Origin of the sequence: Thalassolituus sp. UBA2009 (assembly GCF_002335285.1) — a bacterium.
Taxonomy (GTDB): Bacteria; Pseudomonadota; Gammaproteobacteria; order Pseudomonadales; family Oceanobacteraceae; genus Venatoribacter; species Venatoribacter alkanivorans.
The window spans coordinates 16,082-17,610 of the sequence record NZ_DDCJ01000023.1; the positions used below are offsets into that span (position 1 = coordinate 16,082).

The following is a 1,529-nucleotide window of genomic DNA, read 5'->3' on the forward strand; positions in this document are numbered from 1 at the left end:
CCGCACCCGCCACAGCAACAATCCACCCATCAGCAGATTACCTGCCGCCGCGCCAATCAGCAGGCCCGGATAGCCACCCAGCTCTGCACCAATAAAGGCGCCGGGCACATAAAAGGCAAACAGGCGGACAAAGTTAATCACCATCGAGGTCTGGGTACGCTGCAGGGAGTTCAGCGCAGAATTCACACACAGCACAATCCCCATACCGGCATAGCCCAGCGGCAGCCAGCGTACGTACTCGACAATACTTTGCTGCACCGCCGGATCAGCGGAAAACAGCTGCGCCAGCCAATGACCCGTAACCCAGAAAATCAAACACACCGCTCCCTGCCACAAGGCCAGAAAACGGAAGCTGCTGTACAGGGCCTGCCAGATACGGTCGTACTGAGCGGCGGCATGATTCTGCGCAACAAACACCGGTAAGGTTGAAGTCAGTGCCAGAATGACCACGATGGCGAATGGCTCCAGACGCATGCCGACACCAAAACCAGCCACGGCTTCCGGCCCCAGCGGCGCCACCATCACCAGCAGAATGGCACCGGCCACCGGCACCATCATATTGGTGACCATCGCCGGAACACCCAGCTGCAGCATTCGTTTCCACAATACCCGCACATCGTGCCAGCCCATGCCATGACGGCTGATATAACCTTCACGGCGCTGGCGGGTCATAATCACCAGCAGCACCAGAATCCAGCACAGCGCACTGGCCAGCGCCGCGCCACCAATACCCATTCCCGGCAATGGCCCCCAGCCAAAAATCAGCAGCGGATCGAGTAACGCATTCAGCACCGCAGCCACCATCATCATCTGCGATGGCAGTTTGGTATTACCGGTTGCCCGCATGGCACTGTTCTGCATCATCATCAGCAACAGTACGATGGCGCCGGGCCACCAGAACACCATAAAACGGCGGATTTCCGGCAACAGCTCATCACCGGCACCCAGCAAACGGAACAGGGCGTCATTGCTCAGCCAACCCGCCACGGCAATCACCACGCCCAGCAATAAACTGAGCAGCAAGCCCGCCATTGCGGCACGCTGTGCCTGCAGGTTGTCATCGGCGCCCACCGCGCGCGCAATTAAAGCGGACATGGCAATGCCAAGACCAATCGCCAGATTCATCACCAGCATGGTGACCGGCATAGCAAAGCCCACTGCTGCCAGACTTTCGGTGCCGAGCAGGCTGATAAACCAGGTATCGACCATATTGAAAAAGAAGACCGCCATAATGCCCAGCACCATCGGCTGAGTCAGGCTGTAGAGTGTCCGGTTAACCGGGCCGCTGAGAATGGCTTGGCGCACACTGGCATCCTTATGCGTATTGTTTTTCTGCGCACACTCTACACTAAAACCGCACAAGCACAGGCTGGCTTTGTGCTACGCACTGTTCCGCCAGCCGGGCCTTTATCCCGTCCTGCCCTTGCACAGATCCCCCCCTGTCGCTAACCTGCCGGCAAGTTTTTTTGCGCAGAGAGGATGCTATGCGTCGCCAAGCCCTGATTGTTTCATCATTCGCCGTATTGCCG

General features: G+C 58.1%; 1 protein-coding gene. It reads right to left on the minus strand.

Going from position 1 to position 1,529, the window contains the following annotated elements; all coding sequences use genetic code 11:
* A partial coding sequence (locus B3P58_RS02810) for an MATE family efflux transporter (protein WP_286715992.1) occupies positions 1–1,305 on the minus strand: 1,305 nt, incomplete at its 3' end.
* Positions 1,306–1,529 lie beyond the last annotated feature (224 nt).